The organism is Streptomyces sp. NPDC049627, assembly GCF_044465645.1.
Classification (GTDB): domain Bacteria; phylum Actinomycetota; class Actinomycetes; order Streptomycetales; family Streptomycetaceae; genus Streptomyces.
In genome coordinates this window covers 181,285-197,395 of the sequence record NZ_JBITLW010000008.1, presented here as the reverse complement: position 1 = coordinate 197,395, position 16,111 = coordinate 181,285, and the positions used below count along the sequence as shown (strand labels likewise).

Sequence of the window (16,111 nt, the reverse complement as noted above, 5' to 3'; positions counted from 1 at the left end):
GCCATGAACACGGTCAGGCGCGGCCTGGGCAACGGGCTGGTGCAGGCCTTTCTCGTCGTGATCGGTCTGGTGTGGCTGACACCGCTGGCCGGGCTGTTCCTGTCGTCCCTGCGGTCCGCCGAGGACACGGCGAACGGCGGCTGGTGGACGGTGTTCGCCAGCCCCGGCCAGCTGTCCTTCGACAACTACTCGGCGCTGCTGGGAAACGCCGGGATCACCCAGGCCTTCTGGAACACCGTGCTGATCTCCGTGCCGGCGACCTTGCTCGTGGTGGTCATCGCGGCGCTCGCCGGGTACGCCTTCGCGTGGCTGGACTTCCCCGGGCGGGAGGCGATCTTCCTGGTCGTGGTGGCGCTGCTGGTGGTCCCCGTGCAGATCGGTCTTCTCCCGGTCGCCAAACTCTTCGGCCAGCTGGGGCTGTTCGGCACGATTCCCGGCGTCGTCCTCTTCCATGTGGCGTACGGGCTGCCGTTCGCCGTGTTCCTGCTGCGGAACTACTTCGCCGAGATGCCGAAGGAGATGCTGGAGGCGGCGCGGATGGACGGGGGCAGCGAGTGGCGGATCTTCACGCGGCTGGTGCTTCCGGTGGGGCGGCCCGCGATCGCCTCACTGGCCATCTTCCAGTTCCTGTGGGTGTGGAACGACATGCTGGTGGCGCTGCTCTTCGCCGACAGTGCCTCGCAGCCGCTGACCGTGGAACTCCAGTCGCAGATACGGCAGTTCGGCAGCAACATCGATGTGCTGGCGCCGGGGGCGTTCGTGTCGCTGGTGGTGCCGGTGGTCGTGTTCTTCGCGTTCCAGCGGCACTTCGTGCAGGGGGTGATGGCGGGCTCGGTGAAGTAGCGCCGGTAAGTGCCCCTACGTTTCGGGCCCTCGCTTCACTGAGAAGCGAGGGCCCGAAAGGCGTTCACGGAGACGCTGGTGGATACAGCGACCTCGGCAGCTGGGACGCCGCCGCCGAGTCCAGGAGCCACAGGGTCCGCGAACGGCCGTACGCTCCCGCCGCCGGCGCCTGGATCTCGCCCGCACCCGACAGGGCGATCGCCGCGGCCTGCGCCTTGTCCTCACCGGCCGCCAGGAGCCACACTTCACGCGCCGACCGGATGGCCGGCAGGGTGAGAGTGACACGGGTCGGCGGCGGCTTGGGGGCGCCGTGCACGCCGACGACCGTGCGTTCCGTCTCGTAGAGCGCCGGGTGCTCCGGGAACAGCGACGCCACGTGGGTGTCCGGTCCCACGCCCAGCATCAGGACGTCGAACGTCGGGACCGAGCCATGGTTCTCCGGACCCGCCGCCCTCGCCAGTTCCTCCGCGTACGCGGCCGCCGCCGCATCCGCGTCCGTGCCGAGGGGGCCGTCCGACGCCGGCATGGCGTGCACCCGCTTCGGGTCCAGCGGCACCGCGTCCAGCAGCGCCTCGCGCGCCTGCGTGACATTGCGCTCCGGGTCGCCCTCGGGCAGGAAGCGCTCGTCGCCCCACCAGAGGTCCAGCCGACCCCAGTCGATCGCGTCCCGGGCGGGAGCGGCCGCCAGCGCGGCCAGCAGGCCGTTGCCGTTGCGGCCGCCGGTGAGGACCACGGACGCCGAGCCCCGGGAGGCCTGCGCGTCCACGATCTTCGTGATCAGCCGGGCCGCCGCGGCCTGGGCCATCAGCTCCTTGTCGTGATGCACGACGAGCTGCGGTGCCGTACTCACTTCGCCGCCGCCTTCTTCACCGGTTCCGACGCCGCCGCTTCCTTCGCGGGTGCTTTCGCAGCGGCTTCGACGGGAGTCTCGACCGCTGCTCCTTTTGCCGGAGCCGCTCCTTTGGCCGCCGACTCCTCCGCAGCTGACGACTCCTCCGCGGCTGATGACTCCTCCGCGGCCGACGACTCCTCCGCGGCCGGCTTCTCCCCGGCCTTGGCCACGGCGGCCTCGGCCAGGGCCACGGCCTGCGCGGCCTTCGCCACGGCGGCCTCGGCACCCTGAACCGCAGGAACCGCCGGAACCGGCACGGAGCTCAGCCGCTCCACCCCGAACCGCAGCGCCGAGGCATACGTGTCGTCCGGGTCGAGCCGCCGCAGTTCCTCCGCGATCAGCTCGGCCGTCTCGCGCCGCTTCAGCGCCACCGCACGGTTCGGCTGGCCCTGGATCGAGAGGGTCGCCAGGGAGCCGTCCGCACGGTCGAGCACGATCGGCCCGCAGTCGGTGGCCATGCGGACCGCCGTCAGACCGGGGCCCGACGACAGCGACCGCTTCACGGGGACGTCCAGCCGGTCCGCGAGCCACATCGCCAGCAGCTCACAGCTCGGGTTGAACTCCTCGCCCTCCACCTCGACGGCCCGCACCTCGCAGACCACCTGGTCCAGAGCCGCCGCCAGCATCGACCGCCACGGCGTGATCCGGGTCCAGGACAGGTCGGTGTCGCCCGGCGTGTAGGCGTCGGCGCGGGCCGACAGCTCCCGCACCGGCTGCTCCGAGGCGTAGGTGTCCGTCACCCGGCGCTGGGCCAGCGCGCCCAGCGGGTCGCTCGCCGGGTCGAGCGGCGCGTTCACCGGCCACCAGACCACGACCGGGGCGTCCGGCAGCAGCAACGGAAGGACCACCGACTGCGCGTGCTCGGACACCTCGCCGTACAGGCGCAGGACCACCGTCTCGCCCGTGCCCGCGTCCGCGCCCACCCGCACCTCGGCGTCCAGCCGGGACTGCGTACGGTCGCGGGGCGAGCGCGAGACGCGCTTGATGACCACCAGCGTGCGCGAGGGGTGCTCGTGCGAGGCGTCGTTCGCGGCCTTCAGGGCGTCGTAGGCGTTCTCCTCGTCCGTCACGATGACCAGCGTGAGCACCATGCCGACGGCCGGCGTGCCGATGGCCCGGCGGCCCTGCACCAGCGCCTTGTTGATCTTGCTGGCGGTGGTGTCCGTGAGGTCTATCTTCATGGCCGGCGCCAGCTCCGTCCGTCTCGCTCGAGCATTTCGTCCGCCTCGACGGGGCCCCACGTACCGGCCGGGTACTGGGCCGGCCTGCCGTGCTTGTCCCAGTACTCCTCGATCGGGTCGAGGATCTTCCAGGACAGCTCGACCTCCTCGGTGCGCGGGAAGAGGTTGGCGTCGCCGAGCAGGACGTCCAGGATCAGACGCTCGTACGCCTCGGGGCTGGTCTCGGTGAAGGACTCGCCGTAGGCGAAGTCCATCGACACGTCCCGGATCTCCATCGACGTGCCGGGGACCTTCGAGCCGAAGCGGACCGTGACGCCCTCGTCGGGCTGGACGCGGATCACGATCGCGTTCTGGCCGAGTTCCTCGGTGGCCGTCGTGTCGAAGGGGGAGTGCGGCGCCCGCTGGAAGACGACCGCGATCTCGGTGACCCGGCGGCCGAGCCGCTTGCCGGTGCGCAGATAGAAGGGGACCCCCGCCCAGCGGCGGTTGTCGATCCCCAGCTTGATCGCGGCGTAGGTGTCGGTCTTCGACTTGGGGTCGATGCCCTCCTCCTGGAGGTACCCGACCGCCTTCTCGCCGCCCTGCCAGCCGGCCGCGTACTGCCCGAACACCGTGTCCCGCCCCAGGTCCTTCGGCAGTCGTACGGCACCGAGCACCTTGGTCTTCTCGGCGGCCAGCGCGTCCGCGTCGAAGGAGGCGGGCTCCTCCATGGCCGTCAGGGCCATCAGCTGGAGCAGGTGGTTCTGGATGACGTCACGGGCGGCGCCGATGCCGTCGTAGTAGCCGGCGCGGCCGCCGATGCCGATGTCCTCGGCCATGGTGATCTGCACATGGTCCACGAAGGACCGGTTCCAGATCGGCTCGAACATCGTGTTGGCGAAGCGCAGCGCCAGGATGTTCTGGACGGTCTCCTTGCCCAGGTAGTGGTCGATACGGAAGACCTGGTCCGGGGCGAAGACCTCGTGGACGACCTTGTTGAGCTCCTCGGCCGAGGCCAGGTCGTGACCGAACGGCTTCTCGATCACCGCGCGCCGCCAGGAGCCGCCCGTCTGGTCGGCCAGCCCGTGCTTCTTCAGCTGCTGGATGACCACCGGGAAGGAGCGCGGCGGCACGGACAGGTAGAAGGCGAAGTTGCCGCCCGTGCCCTGTGCCTTGTCCAGCTCCTCGATGGTGCCGCGCAGCCGCTCGAAGGCGTCGTCGTCGTCGAAGGTGCCCTGCACGAAGCGCATGCCCTGGATGAGCTGGTGCCAGACCTCCTCGCGGAACGGGGTGCGGGCGTGCTCCTTGACCGCGTCGTGCACCTCCTGCGCGAAGTCCTCGTTGGCCCACTCGCGGCGGGCGAAGCCGACCAGAGAGAAGCCCGGCGGCAACAGGCCCCGGTTGGCGAGGTCGTACACGGCGGGCATCAGCTTTTTACGTGACAAATCGCCCGTAACGCCGAAGATCACCAGGCCCGACGGCCCCGCGATACGCGGGAGCCGTCGGTCGGCGGCGTCACGAAGCGGGTTCGCTTCCGTGACGGTGAAGGGTGGCAAGGGATCAGCCCTCCGAGGGGGCGAGGCGCTCGAGTACCGCCTCGGTCGACTTCAGCAGGTCGTTCCAGGACGCCTCGAACTTCTCGACGCCCTCGTCCTCCAGCAGCTGGACCACGTCGTCGTAGGAGATGCCGAGCTTCTCGACGGCGTCCAGCTCGGCACGGGCCTGCTCGTAGGTGCCGGAGATCGTGTTGCCGGTGATCTCGCCCTTCTCCTCCGTGGCCTGGAGGGTGGCCTCGGGCATGGTGTTGACCGTGTTGGGCGCCACCAGCTCGTCGACGTACAGGGTCGGCTTGTACGCCGGGTCCTTCACGCCGGTCGAGGCCCACAGCGGACGCTGCTTGTTGGCGCCCGCGTTCTCCAGCTTCGACCAGCGGTCGGAGGAGAAGACCTCCTCGTACGCCTGGTAGGCGAGGCGCGCGTTGGCCACGCCCGCCTTGCCGCGCGCGGCCTTGGCCTCGTCGGTGCCCAGCGCGTCGATCCGCTTGTCGATCTCGGTGTCCACACGGGACACGAAGAAGGAGGCCACTGAGTGGATCTTGGACAGGTCCAGGCCCTTGGCCTTGGCCTTCTCCAGGCCGGCCAGGTAGGCGTCCATGACCTCGCGGTAGCGGTCCAGCGAGAAGATCAGCGTGACGTTGACGCTGATGCCGTTGCCGATCGTCTCGGTGATCGCCGGCAGGCCCGCCTTGGTCGCCGGGATCTTGATCAGCGTGTTCGGACGGTCGACCAGCCAGGCGAGCTGCTTGGCCTCGGCGACGGTCGCGCGGGTGTTGTGCGCGAGGCGCGGGTCGACCTCGATGGAGACCCGGCCGTCCTGGCCGCCGGTGGCGTCGAAGACCGGGCGCAGGATGTCGGCGGCGTCCCGGACGTCCGCCGTGGTGATCATGCGGATCGCCTCTTCGACCGTCACCTTGCGGGCGGCGAGGTCGGCGAGCTGCTGGTCGTAGCCGTCACCGCTGCTGATCGCCTTCTGGAAGATCGTCGGGTTGGTGGTGACACCGACGACATGCTGCTGGTCGATCAGCTCGGAGAGGTTGCCGGACGTGATGCGCTGGCGCGACAGGTCGTCCAGCCAGATCGCGACGCCTTCCTCGGAGAGGCGCTTCAGTGCGTCTGTCATGGAAAATCAAACTCCTACGTCTCGTATATGAGCGTCAGCGCTGGGCCGCGGCGAGGGATTCCCGCGCGACGGCAGCCACGTTCTCGGCAGTGAAGCCGTACTCCCGGAAAAGGACCTTGCCGTCGGCCGACGCACCGAAGTGCTCCAGGGAAACGATGCGACCCGCGTCCCCGACGTACTTGTGCCAGGTGAGACCCACTCCGGCCTCCACCGCGACACGGGCCTTGACGGACGGCGGCAGGACGCTGTCCCGGTACCCCTGGTCCTGCTCCTCGAACCACTCCACGGACGGCATCGACACGACCCGCGTCGGCACGCCGTCGGCCTGGAGCTGCTCGCGCGCCTCGACGGCGACGTGCACCTCGGAACCGGTCGCGATCAGGACGACCTGCGGCGCTGCGCTCTGTCCTTCGGACCCTTCGGCCTCGAACAGGACGTAACCGCCCTTCGCGGCGTCCTCGTTGGGCTCGTACGTCGGCACGCCCTGACGGGTCAGCGCCAGACCGTGCGGGGCGCCCTTGCCGAACTCCTTGGTGTAGCGCTTGAGGATCTCGCGCCAGGCGATCGCGGTCTCGTTGGCGTCGGCCGGGCGGACGATGTTCAGCCCGGGGATCGCGCGCAGCGAGGCCAGGTGTTCGATCGGCTGGTGCGTCGGGCCGTCCTCGCCGAGGCCGATGGAGTCGTGCGTCCACACGTACGTCACCGGCAGGTGCATCAGCGCCGACAGACGAACGGCGTTGCGCATGTAGTCGGAGAACACCAGGAAGGTGCCGCCGTAGATGCGGGTGTTGCCGTGCAGCGCGATGCCGTTCATCTCCGCGGCCATGGAGTGCTCGCGGATGCCGAAGTGGATCGTGCGGCCGTACGGCTGCGCCTCCGGGAGCGGGTTGTCCGCGGGGAGGAAGGAGCTGGTCTTGTCGATCGTCGTGTTGTTGGAGCCGGCCAGGTCGGCCGAGCCGCCCCACAGCTCCGGGACGACCGCGCCGAGCGCCTGCAGGACCTTGCCGGACGCGGCACGCGTCGCGACACCCTTGCCGGGCTCGAAGACCGGGACCTTCTCCTCCCAGCCGGTGGGCAGCTCGCCCTTGCTGATGCGGTCGAACTCGGCGGCGCGCTCCGGGTTACTGTTGCGCCACTCCTGAAGCTGCTTCTCCCACTCGGCCTTGGCCTGGCGGCCGCGCTCCAGCGCCTTGCGGGTGTGGCCGATGACCTCGTCGGAGACCTCGAAGGACTGCTCCGGGTCGAAGCCGAGGACGCGCTTGGTGGCCGCGACCTCCTCGTCGCCGAGCGCCGAGCCGTGGGCGGCCTCGGTGTTCTGCGCGTTCGGGGCGGGCCAGGCGATGATCGAGCGCATCGCGATGAAGGACGGCTTGTCCGTGACCGCCTTGGCCTTCTGGATCGCGTCGTAGATGGCGGCCGGGTCGAGGTCGCCGTTCTCCTGCGGCTCGACACGCTGCACATGCCAGCCGTACGCCTCGTAGCGCGCAGCAGTGTCCTCGGAGACGGCCGTCTCGGTGTCGCCCTCGATCGAGATGTGGTTGTCGTCCCACAGCAGGATCAGGTTGCCGAGCTTCTGGTGGCCGGCCAGCGAGGAGGCCTCGGCGGAGATGCCCTCCTGGAGGCAGCCGTCACCGGCGATGCAGTAGATGTAGTGGTCGAAGGGGGAGGTGCCCTCGGGGGCCTCCGGGTCGAACAGACCGCGCTCGAAGCGGGCGGCCATCGCCATGCCGACGGCGTTGGCGACACCCTGACCCAGCGGGCCGGTCGTCGTCTCGACGCCGACCGTGTGGCCGTACTCCGGGTGACCGGGGGTCTTCGAACCCCACGTCCGGAACGCCTTCAGGTCGTCCAGCTCCAGGCCGAAGCCGGCCAGGTACAGCTGGGTGTAGAGGGTCAGGGACGAATGGCCGGCGGACAGCACGAAGCGGTCGCGCCCGACCCAGTCGGCGTCCGCCGGGTCGTGCCGCATCACCTTCTGGAAGAGGGTGTACGCGGCAGGCGCCAGGCTCATCGCCGTACCCGGATGGCCGTTGCCGACCTTCTGTACGGCATCGGCGGCCAGGACGCGGGCGGTGTCGACGGCCCGCTGGTCCAACTCGGTCCACTCGAGGTCTGTGGTGGTCGGCTTGGTGCTCACCCTGGGTCAGGGCTCCTCTCCACATGTCACGCATGTCGAATGCCGGTGCACGGGGCGCCCCGGCCGTGGTCGAGCCTACCCCCGTAAGTACGTGCGTCTTTTCGAGTCATTCCAGACTGCCGGGACTCTCGGGGATCCGCCTCCCCACTGGGCTGGATCGCATTCGGCAACTGAATACGCAGGCGCTCGTCCGAGTGCTCAACAGAGTGCCGGTCGGCTCTTCCGACGGTGCCGTTCAACACGACCCGACCCCCGCGAATGTCCGGGTCTGGGCAACGTCTACAGTGGCGTGGTACGCGCGAGCCTTTACCGGGACTTCACACGGGGAGGCTTGCTGGGATGTCTCTGTCAGGGGTGTGCGTGACGGCCGTTGAATCCCGTCCAGCGGGGATTATCGGGACGAGCCAGAGCCCGAGCCGGCGGCCGATCGGGGCCCGGGTCAAGGCGTTCGTGGCGCTGACCAAGCCGCGGATCATCGAGCTGCTGCTCATCACCACCGTTCCGGTGATGTTCCTCGCCGAGCAGGGCGTGCCCGACCTCGGTCTGGTGCTCCTGACCTGCATCGGCGGCTACCTCTCGGCCGGCGGCGCCAACGCGCTGAACATGTACATCGACCGCGACATCGACGCGCTCATGGACCGCACCTCGCAGCGCCCGCTGGTCACCGGCATGGTCAGCCCGCGCGAGTGCCTGGCCTTCGGCATCACCCTGGCGGTCGTCTCGACCCTGCTCTTCGGCCTCACCGTCAACTGGCTGTCGGCCTGGCTGTCCCTCGGCGCGCTCCTCTTCTACGTCGTCGTCTACACGATGATCCTCAAGCGCCGTACGGCGCAGAACATCGTGTGGGGCGGCATCGCGGGCTGCATGCCGGTACTGATCGGCTGGACGGCCGTCACCGACTCCCTCACCTGGGCGCCGCTCATCCTCTTCCTGGTCATCTTCTTCTGGACGCCGCCGCACTACTGGCCGCTGTCCATGAAGGTGAAGGACGACTACGCGCGCGTGGGCGTGCCGATGCTCCCGGTGATCGCGTCCAACAAGGTCGTCGCCAAGCAGATCGTCATCTACAGCTGGGTGATGGTGGCGGTGTCGCTCCTGCTCACGCCGCTCGGCTACACGGGCTGGTTCTACACGGCGGTCGCGCTCGGCGCGGGCGGCTGGTGGCTGTGGGAGGCGCACGCGCTGCAGAACCGTGCGAAGGCGGAGGTGACGGGCGCGAAGCTGAAGGAGATGCGCCTGTTCCACTGGTCGATCACCTACGTGTCGCTGCTGTTCGTGGCGGTCGCGGTGGACCCGTTCCTGCGGTAGGGGCTCTGAGGCGCGGGTCACTCACCCCGCCCGTCGCCATTCGATCTACTCGTCGGTAGCATCCTGGTCATGGCAGACAAGGTGGCCAAGCTGGCCAAGCAGATCAACACCTTCGCGAAGTCCCACGGCGGCGCCGAGGCCCAGGTCGCCTACATCGGACAGCGCGGCGCCCGCATCGTGCTCGTGGGCGAGGACGGCGGCTGGGGAGACCTGGTGGCACCGTCGTACGAGATCGCCGAGAAGGCGGTGGAGAAGGCCGGCATCACCCGCCACGAGTCGTTCGACGGCGAGTTCGCGGCAAAGGTGACGACGGGCGAGTACGAGTGGAAGCGGATGGCGGGCATCCAAATCGGCGGTTGAGCAGCCGACCAAAGGGGCGCGGGGCTGTATCGATATGCGGCTCCGCCGCGCGGGCGCGACCAGCTCACGACCGCCCGCAGCCGCCGAACAACCTGAGCCACCCTCCCCCTTTCGCAACACCAACTCACCGGTTCACCCGTTAGGACCTGTAAGCAGAGTCCAGCCACGGGGAGAACCGGATGATCGACACGCCATCCCTCGTGGACCAGTACTGCCACGGCGTACTGCGCACGGAACTGGGCCTCGGCACCTTCGAGGCCCAGCTGGCCCGCACGGAGGGCCCACCCGCTCCGGGCACCACCCTCTTCGACACGCAGACGGGCTTCGCCGTACGGCGCTGGTGCCCCCCGTTGCTCGGCCTGGAACCGCACTGCGCGCCCGCCCGCTATCTCGCCCGCCGTCGTGAGCTGGGCGTCCTGGAAGCGGGCCGCAGGCTGCTGCGCGGCAGCGGCATCACGACGTATCTGATCGACACCGGCGTACCGGGCGACCTGACCAGCCCCTCCGAGATGGCCTCCACGGGCGAGGCCGACGCTCATGAGATCGTGCGGCTCGAACTGCTCGCCGAGCAGGTCGCCGACACCTCCGGCACCGTCGAGTCCTTCCTCGCCAACCTCGCCGAGTCGGTGCACGGCGCCGCGGCGAACGCGGTGGCCTTCACCTCGGTCGCAGGCGTACGGCACGGACTCGCGCTCGCCCCCGAGCCGCCAGGGCCGGGAGAGGTACGGGGCGCGGCGGGCCGCTGGCTGGCGGGGCGCAGGGTCGGAGGGGAACTGACCGACCCGGTGCTGCTGCGGCACCTGCTGTGGATCGCCGTGGCGTCGGGGCGGCCGCTGCAGCTGCACGCGGGGCTGGGGGAGCCGGGTGTGCGCATCGACCGTACGGACCCGGTGCTGCTCACGGACTTCGTCCGCGCCACGGCCGGCCTCGGCACCGACCTGATCCTGCTGCACGGCTACCCGTACCACCGCCACGCCGCCCACCTGGCGGGCGTCTTCCCGCACGTCTACGCCGACTCGGGCGCCGCACTCATCCGCACGGGTGCCCGCGCCGCCACCATCCTCGCCGAGATCCTGGAACTGGCCCCCTTCGGCAAGATCCTCTTCTCCAGCGGGGCCCAGGGCCTGCCCGAACTGCACGTGGTGGGCGCGGGGCTCTTCCGCGAGGCCCTCGCCAGGGTGCTCGGCGGCTGGGTGGCCGAGGGGGCGTGGTCGCCGGCGGATGCGCAGCGGGTGGCGGGGATGGTGGCGGCGGGCAATGCCCGGCGGGTGTACGGGCTGGAGTGACTACGCGCGCGTGCTCGCGAAAACGCCTAAGCGCGCGTGCCGACCGTCGCCTCTGCCGCCGGACCCGGGATCCCGACCTCGTCGTACGGCCGTTCCCGCAGCGCCAGCAGCACCCGCAGCACCCCGATCCACACCACGGCCGAGCCCAGCATGTGCAGGCCGACGAGGAGCTCCGGGAGGTCCGTGAAGTACTGGACGTAGCCGATGACGCCCTGGGCGAGGAGGATCAGGAAGAGGTCGCGGGTGCGGTTCAGGGGGCCCTTCGGGGCGTCGACCGCCTTGAGGACGAACCACAGGGCGAAGGTCAGAGTGACCACGATCCAGGCCAGCACCGCGTGCAGCTTGGTGACGTTCTCCCAGTCCAGCGGCATCCGCTCGACCTCGCTGGAGTCGCCCGCGTGCGGACCCGCGCCGGTGACGACCGTGCCGACCGCGATCAGCAGCACGGACGCCGCGACCAGGAACCACACCAGCTGCTGCACCGCCTTGCCGACGAGGGGGCGCGGTGCCGCGTCGCCCTCGCGGGTGCGCTGCCACATCACCGTGGCGACGGCGATCAGGGCGGAGGAGAGCAGGAAGTGGGCCGCGACCGTGTACGGGTTGAGGCCGACCAGGACGACGATGCCGCCGAGCACCGCGTTGCTCATCACGATCCAGAACTGTGCCCACCCGAGCCGGGTCAGGCCGCGCCGGTACGGCTTCTCGGAGCGCGCCGCGATGATCGCCCAGCCGACGGCGGCGCACAGCACGTAGGTGAGCATGCGGTTGCCGAACTCGATGGCACCGTGGAAACCCATCTCGCGGGTCGCGGTCAGCGAGTCGTCGGTGCACTTGGGCCAGGTCGGGCAGCCGAGCCCGGAACCGGTCAGTCGCACCGCACCGCCGGTGACCACGATGACCACCGACATCACGAGCGCGGCGAGAGCCGCCCGCTGGACCGTCCTAGGAGTCGGGGTCCAGCGTGCGGCGATGAAGGCGAGCGGGTTGCGCACGGCCGCTACGGCGTCGGCGCGGGTCACGTTTGGCACGCGCTCTATCGTAGGCGGCCGCTTGTGCACGCTTTCACGAGGGTCGGCACCGGGGTTCACGGGAGCCCTACTCCCAGCGGAAGAACTTCCCGGCCGCCGCCAGCCCCACGACCGCCCACACGGAGAGAATTCCCAGGTCACCCCAAGGCATCCCGGCTCCGTGCCGGAGCACGTCGCGCAATCCGTCCGACAGAGCCGAGATCGGCAGCAGGCCGAGCACGTCCTGCGCGCCCGCCGGGAACTTGTCCAGCGGCACGATCACCCCGCCGCCGACGAGCAGCAGCAGGAAGACCAGGTTGGCGGCGGCCAGGGTGGCCTCGGCCTTGAGGGTGCCGGCCATCAGCAGGCCGAGGCCCGAGAAGGCGGCCGTCCCGAGGACCAGCAGGAGGACGACGGCGGCCGGGTTTCCGTGCGGGGACCAGCCCAGCGCGAAGGCGATCACCGTCAGCAGCACGATCTGGAGGACCTCGGTGACCAGCACCGACGCCGTCTTCGCCGTCATCAGGGCCCACCGGGGCAGCGGTGAGGAGGCCAGCCGCTTCAGCACGCCGTACCGGCGCTCGAAGCCCGTGGCGATCGCCTGCCCCGTGAACGCCGTCGACATCACGGCGAGCGCGAGGACGCCGGGGGTGAGGAAGTCGACGGACTTGCCGGCGCCCGTGTCGACGATGTCCACCGAGCTGAAGAGGACCAGCAGGAGCGTGGGGATCACCACGGTCAGCAGCAGCTGCTCGCCGTTGCGCAGCAGCATCTTCGTCTCGAGTGCCGCCTGCGCCGCGATCATGCGGGGGAGGGGGGCGGCGCCCGGCTTCGGGGTGTACGTGCCCGTACCGACGCTGGTCACGAACGCAGCTCCTTGCCAGTGAGTTCCAGAAACACGTCCTCCAAGGTGTGCCGCTCGACCGAGATCTTCTCCGGCATCACCCCGTGCTGCGCACACCACGACGTCACCGTCGCGAGCAGCTGGGGGTCGACCTTGCCGACGACCCGGTACGAGCCCGGCGTCAGCTCCGCGGCCGTGCAGTCGGCGGGCAGGGCCTTCAGCAGGGAGCCGACGTCCAGTCCGGGGCGGCCGGTGAAGCGCAGCGTGTTCTCGGCGCCGCCGCGGCACAGCTCCTCGGGGGAGCCCTGGGCGATGACCCGGCCCGCGTCGATGATCGCGACGTCGTCGGCGAGCTGCTCGGCCTCGTCCATGTAGTGGGTCGTGAGGATGACCGAGACGCCGTCGGCGCGCAGGTCCCGGACCAGGTCCCAGGTGGCCCGGCGGGCCTGCGGGTCGAGTCCGGCCGTCGGCTCGTCCAGGAACACCAGCTCCGGGCGGCCGACCACGGCCATGGCGAGCGCGAGCCGCTGCTGCTGGCCGCCGGACAGTCGGCGGTAGGTGGTCCGGCCGCAGCTGCCGAGGCCCAGCCGCTCGATGAGGGCGTCGACGTCCAGGGGGTGCGCGTGCAGCTTGGCGACATGGCGCAGCATCTCGTCGGCTTTGGCGCCCGAGTAGACGCCGCCGGACTGCAGCATCACGCCGATGCGGGGCCGAAGCTCGCCGGACTGTCTCACCGGGTCGAGGCCCAGGACGCGCACCGTGCCGGAGTCCGGCTTCCGGTAGCCCTCGCAGGTCTCGACCGTCGTGGTCTTGCCCGCACCGTTGGGTCCGAGCACGGCGGTCACGCCCGCCCGGGCCACCAGGTCGAGGCCGTTCACCGCGGTCTTCGTGCCGTACCGCTTCACCAGGGCCTGGACCTGGACCACGGGCTCAGTTCGCATGGCTCCAGAGTCTAGGTACGAGGGCCGGGCCCGCGGCGGGCGGGTTCAGATCTCCTCCTCACGGGGCCGGTGCACGGCCGGCGACCGCTCCGCGTACGCCATCGCTTCGGCCGGCGGCACGCGTCGTTGCCTGCACCAACGGACCCTCCTTCGGCCCTGAACGGACCTCGTCCTCAAACGCCGGACGGGCTGCATTGACCGGGCCGGTGTCGAGGGGCGGGGCCGCCTCGGAGCTTCGCCCGTCGGCCCGCCGTCGACAGCCGTGTCGCACGGCAAGAGGGCCGGTCGGAGGGGGTGTCGGCATGGTTCGGGGATGTTCCGGAAGGGCTTCCCCGAGCCGGGTGTTTGATCGATCAAAGATCGTTTCCGCAGGTCAGATTAGGTATGCCTAAGTGACGCAGCGCACCGTCGGGGCGCCCGGACGCGGCTTGCCCGGTCTTGAGGAATTACGCAACAATGGCGTTGTGAAAAACGTCGGCGAGGCTCGGGAGACCCCCATGGGAACCCCTCAGGAGGAGCTCGCGACCGGGGAGCGCTCGACGCGCAACCGGGTCGCGCGGTCCATCCTGGACCACGGGCCGTCGACCGTCGCCGAGCTGGCCGGCCGGCTGGGACTCACCCAGGCAGCCGTACGCAGGCATCTGGACGCGCTGGTCGCGGACGATGTCGTGGAGGCGCGGGAGCAGCGGGTGTACGGCACGCGCACGCGTGGCCGTCCCGCCAAGGTCTTCGCGCTCACCGACTGCGGCCGTGACGCCTTCGACCAGTCGTACGACAAGCTCGCCGCGGACGCCCTGAAGTGGATCGCCGAGCGTGAGGGCGGGAGCGAGGCGGTCGCCGCCTTCGCCCGGGCCCGGATCGCCGCTCAGGCGAGCGCGTACCGCAAGGCGATCGAGGCCGTCAGCCCTGACGAGCGCACCGAAGCCCTGGCCAAGGCCCTGAGTGCCGACGGGTACGCTGCAACGGCGCGCAGCGCACCCCTCCCTCAAAAGGGCGAGCAGCTCTGCCAGCACCACTGCCCGGTCGCCCACGTCGCGGAGCAGTTCCCGCAGCTGTGCGAGGCGGAGACGGAGATCTTCGCCGAGCTGCTCGGAACGCACGTGCAACGGCTGGCGACCATCGCGCACGGCGACGGCGTCTGCACGACGTTCATCCCGAAGATTTCCCACACCTCACATAACGCATCTGCAAGCACGGCCGGGAGGAACCCCGCATGACTCTCCCCATCGAGGAGACTGCCCACCCTGAGCTCGAGGGCCTGGGCAAGTACGAATACGGCTGGGCCGACTCCGACGAAGCCGGCGCTTCTGCGAAGCGTGGTCTGAGCGAGGACGTCGTCCGCGACATCTCCGCGAAGAAGAACGAGCCGGAGTGGATGACCAAGCTCCGTCTCAAGGGCCTGCGCCTGTTCGACAAGAAGCCCATGCCCAACTGGGGCTCGGACCTCTCGGGTATCGACTTCGACAACATCAAGTACTTCGTACGCTCCACGGAGAAGCAGGCGGAGTCCTGGGAGGACCTGCCCGAGGACATCAAGAACACGTACGACAAGCTCGGCATCCCCGAGGCGGAGAAGCAGCGCCTCGTCGCCGGTGTCGCGGCCCAGTACGAGTCCGAGGTCGTCTACCACCAGATCCGTGAGGACCTGGAGGAGCAGGGCGTCATCTTCCTCGACACCGACACCGCGCTGAAGGAGCACCCGGAGCTCTTCAAGGAGTACTTCGGCACCGTCATCCCGGTCGGTGACAACAAGTTCGCCTCCCTGAACACCGCCGTGTGGTCGGGTGGCTCCTTCATCTACGTCCCGCCGGGCGTCCACGTGGAGATCCCGCTCCAGGCCTACTTCCGTATCAACACGGAGAACATGGGCCAGTTCGAGCGGACCCTGATCATCGTCGACGAGGGTGCCTACGTGCATTACGTCGAGGGTTGTACGGCCCCGATCTACAAGTCGGACTCGCTGCACAGCGCCGTCGTCGAGATCATCGTCAAGAAGAACGCCCGCTGCCGCTACACGACCATCCAGAACTGGTCGAACAACGTCTACAACCTGGTCACCAAGCGCGCCGTGGCGTACGAGGGCGCGACCATGGAGTGGATCGACGGCAACATCGGCTCCAAGGTGACGATGAAGTACCCGGCCGTCTACCTGATGGGCGAGCACGCCAAGGGCGAGACCCTGTCCATCGCCTTCGCGGGCGAGGGGCAGCACCAGGACGCCGGCTCCAAGATGGTCCACATGGCGCCGAACACCTCCTCCAACATCGTCTCCAAGTCGGTGGCGCGTGGTGGCGGTCGTACGTCCTACCGCGGTCTCGTCGAGATCGGCGAGGGCGCCGCCGGATCCAAGTCGAACGTGCTGTGCGACGCGCTGCTCGTCGACACCATCTCCCGCTCCGACACGTACCCCTACGTGGACGTCCGCGAGGACGACGTGTCCATGGGCCACGAGGCCACCGTCTCCAAGGTCTCCGAGGACCAGCTCTTCTACCTGATGAGCCGCGGCCTCAGCGAGTTCGAGGCGATGGCGATGATCGTGCGCGGCTTCGTCGAGCCCATCGCGAAGGAGCTGCCCATGGAGTACGCCCTCGAGCTCAACCGGCTGATCGAGCTGCAGATGGAAGGCGCGGTCGGTTAAGACCGGTCCCTCTGCA

Annotated in this window: 14 protein-coding genes; 6 read left to right on the top strand and 8 right to left on the bottom strand. The window is 69.6% G+C overall.

The window, feature by feature from the left end; translation table 11 throughout:
- The first annotated feature begins 3 nt into the window (after positions 1 to 3).
- The gene (locus tag ACIBU0_RS23025) at positions 4 to 843 is read left to right on the top strand and encodes a carbohydrate ABC transporter permease (RefSeq protein ID WP_398821741.1); all 840 of its coding nucleotides are present in this window, start codon (positions 4 to 6) and stop codon (positions 841 to 843) included.
- Between the two features lie 64 nt (positions 844 to 907).
- Here ACIBU0_RS23025 and pgl read toward each other — a convergent pair whose 3' ends face one another.
- Genes pgl through tkt form a run of 5 tightly spaced genes read right to left on the bottom strand, consistent with a single transcriptional unit; the run spans position 908 to position 7,711 of the window.
- Entirely contained in the window at positions 908 to 1,693 is a 786-nt protein-coding gene (gene pgl / locus ACIBU0_RS23020; protein WP_398821210.1) for a 6-phosphogluconolactonase, read from the bottom strand.
- Positions 1,690 to 2,916, bottom strand: a complete 1,227-nt coding sequence (gene opcA / locus ACIBU0_RS23015) for a glucose-6-phosphate dehydrogenase assembly protein OpcA (protein WP_398821208.1) — start codon at positions 2,914 to 2,916, stop codon at positions 1,690 to 1,692. Before opcA ends, pgl begins: the two co-directional genes overlap by 4 nt.
- Positions 2,913 to 4,451 carry a glucose-6-phosphate dehydrogenase gene (gene zwf / locus ACIBU0_RS23010; RefSeq protein WP_398821206.1) on the bottom strand — a complete coding sequence of 513 codons (1,539 nt, stop codon included), beginning with the start codon at positions 4,449 to 4,451 and terminating at the stop codon, positions 2,913 to 2,915. The genes opcA and zwf overlap by 4 nt, the downstream gene beginning before the upstream one ends.
- Before the next feature lie 4 nt (positions 4,452 to 4,455).
- Complete coding sequence (tal, locus tag ACIBU0_RS23005; RefSeq protein ID WP_398821204.1) at positions 4,456 to 5,574, bottom strand: transaldolase; 1,119 nt, start codon at positions 5,572 to 5,574, stop codon at positions 4,456 to 4,458.
- A gap of 34 nt (positions 5,575 to 5,608) precedes the next feature.
- Positions 5,609 to 7,711: a transketolase gene (gene tkt / locus ACIBU0_RS23000; RefSeq protein ID WP_398821202.1), complete on the bottom strand. Its 2,103-nt coding sequence runs from the start codon at positions 7,709 to 7,711 to the stop codon at positions 5,609 to 5,611.
- 339 nt (positions 7,712 to 8,050) lie between these two features.
- Here tkt and ACIBU0_RS22995 point away from each other — a divergent pair, with 339 nt between their 5' ends.
- From ACIBU0_RS22995 to ACIBU0_RS22985, 3 genes are all read left to right on the top strand, one after another.
- On the top strand, positions 8,051 to 9,019 hold the full coding sequence (locus ACIBU0_RS22995; protein ID WP_398821200.1) for a heme o synthase: 969 nt from the start codon (positions 8,051 to 8,053) through the stop codon (positions 9,017 to 9,019).
- Positions 9,020 to 9,088: 69 nt separating this feature from the next.
- Positions 9,089 to 9,379, top strand: a complete 291-nt coding sequence (locus ACIBU0_RS22990) for a hypothetical protein (RefSeq protein WP_398821198.1) — start codon at positions 9,089 to 9,091, stop codon at positions 9,377 to 9,379.
- Between the two features lie 179 nt (positions 9,380 to 9,558).
- Positions 9,559 to 10,665, top strand: coding sequence for an amidohydrolase family protein (locus ACIBU0_RS22985; RefSeq protein ID WP_398821196.1), 1,107 nt, complete (start codon positions 9,559 to 9,561; stop codon positions 10,663 to 10,665).
- Positions 10,666 to 10,691: 26 nt separating this feature from the next.
- Here the strand turns inward: ACIBU0_RS22985 and ACIBU0_RS22980 are convergent, their stop codons facing one another.
- Genes ACIBU0_RS22980 through ACIBU0_RS22970 form a run of 3 tightly spaced genes read right to left on the bottom strand, consistent with a single transcriptional unit; the run spans position 10,692 to position 13,457 of the window.
- The gene (locus ACIBU0_RS22980; RefSeq protein ID WP_398821739.1) at positions 10,692 to 11,702 is read right to left on the bottom strand and encodes a heme A synthase; all 1,011 of its coding nucleotides are present in this window, start codon (positions 11,700 to 11,702) and stop codon (positions 10,692 to 10,694) included.
- 58 nt (positions 11,703 to 11,760) lie between these two features.
- On the bottom strand, positions 11,761 to 12,477 hold the full coding sequence (locus ACIBU0_RS22975) for an ABC transporter permease (protein ID WP_398821738.1): 717 nt from the start codon (positions 12,475 to 12,477) through the stop codon (positions 11,761 to 11,763).
- Positions 12,478 to 12,533: 56 nt separating this feature from the next.
- Positions 12,534 to 13,457 (bottom strand): ABC transporter ATP-binding protein, encoded by a 924-nt coding sequence (locus tag ACIBU0_RS22970; RefSeq protein ID WP_398821194.1) that lies wholly within the window; start codon positions 13,455 to 13,457, stop codon positions 12,534 to 12,536.
- A 464-nt stretch (positions 13,458 to 13,921) separates the two neighbouring features.
- Here ACIBU0_RS22970 and ACIBU0_RS22965 point away from each other — a divergent pair, with 464 nt between their 5' ends.
- The gene (locus ACIBU0_RS22965; protein ID WP_398821192.1) at positions 13,922 to 14,674 is read left to right on the top strand and encodes a helix-turn-helix transcriptional regulator; all 753 of its coding nucleotides are present in this window, start codon (positions 13,922 to 13,924) and stop codon (positions 14,672 to 14,674) included.
- Positions 14,671 to 16,095, top strand: a complete 1,425-nt coding sequence (sufB, locus tag ACIBU0_RS22960; RefSeq protein WP_398821190.1) for a Fe-S cluster assembly protein SufB — start codon at positions 14,671 to 14,673, stop codon at positions 16,093 to 16,095. The genes ACIBU0_RS22965 and sufB overlap by 4 nt, the downstream gene beginning before the upstream one ends.
- Positions 16,096 to 16,111: the final 16 nt, after the last annotated feature.

What these genes read in the sequence shown, in the direction of transcription:
- ACIBU0_RS22970 (WP_398821194.1), bottom strand. Translation starts at nt 13,457, where the DNA reads ATGCGAACTGAGCCCGTGGTCCAGGTCCAGGCCCTGGTGAAGCGGTAC.
- sufB (WP_398821190.1), top strand. Translation starts at nt 14,671, where the DNA reads ATGACTCTCCCCATCGAGGAGACTGCCCACCCTGAGCTCGAGGGCCTG.
- opcA (WP_398821208.1), bottom strand. Translation starts at nt 2,916, where the DNA reads ATGAAGATAGACCTCACGGACACCACCGCCAGCAAGATCAACAAGGCG.
- ACIBU0_RS22975 (WP_398821738.1), bottom strand. Translation starts at nt 12,477, where the DNA reads ATGATCGCGGCGCAGGCGGCACTCGAGACGAAGATGCTGCTGCGCAAC.
- ACIBU0_RS22990 (WP_398821198.1), top strand. Translation starts at nt 9,089, where the DNA reads ATGGCAGACAAGGTGGCCAAGCTGGCCAAGCAGATCAACACCTTCGCG.
- tal (WP_398821204.1), bottom strand. Translation starts at nt 5,574, where the DNA reads ATGACAGACGCACTGAAGCGCCTCTCCGAGGAAGGCGTCGCGATCTGG.
- ACIBU0_RS23025 (WP_398821741.1), top strand. Translation starts at nt 4, where the DNA reads ATGAACACGGTCAGGCGCGGCCTGGGCAACGGGCTGGTGCAGGCCTTT.
- ACIBU0_RS22995 (WP_398821200.1), top strand. Translation starts at nt 8,051, where the DNA reads ATGTCTCTGTCAGGGGTGTGCGTGACGGCCGTTGAATCCCGTCCAGCG.
- ACIBU0_RS22985 (WP_398821196.1), top strand. Translation starts at nt 9,559, where the DNA reads ATGATCGACACGCCATCCCTCGTGGACCAGTACTGCCACGGCGTACTG.